Annotated in this window: 1 protein-coding gene; it reads right to left on the reverse strand. The window is 64.3% G+C overall.

From position 1 onward, the window contains the following. Positions 1-15 precede the first annotated feature (15 nt). Positions 16-252: IS3 family transposase (locus E7Z53_RS19915; protein ID WP_176338709.1), on the reverse strand; the 237-nt coding region annotated here is incomplete at its 5' end.

Consider the following 252-nt stretch of genomic DNA (forward strand, 5'->3'; position numbering starts at 1 on the left):
TGTCCCGTGACGGGTTCAGTGGAGGCTTGATAGTGCCGCTCCGGCGGTCGCCGGGGCGGTGTGGTGACGATAGTAGGCGTCCTCGAACTCGGCCGGGGGCACGAGCCCGATCTCTCCGTGCAGGCGCCGGTAATTGAACCAGTCGACGTACTCGGCCACCGCGATATCCAGGTCCTCGATCGACTTCCAGGGGCCCTTGTTGCGAATCAGCTCGGCCTTGAACAGCGAGTTGAACGCCTCAGCGAGGGCGTT

Origin of the sequence: Kocuria salina, assembly GCF_013368965.1 — a bacterium.
Classification (GTDB): domain Bacteria; phylum Actinomycetota; class Actinomycetes; order Actinomycetales; family Micrococcaceae; genus Kocuria; species Kocuria rosea.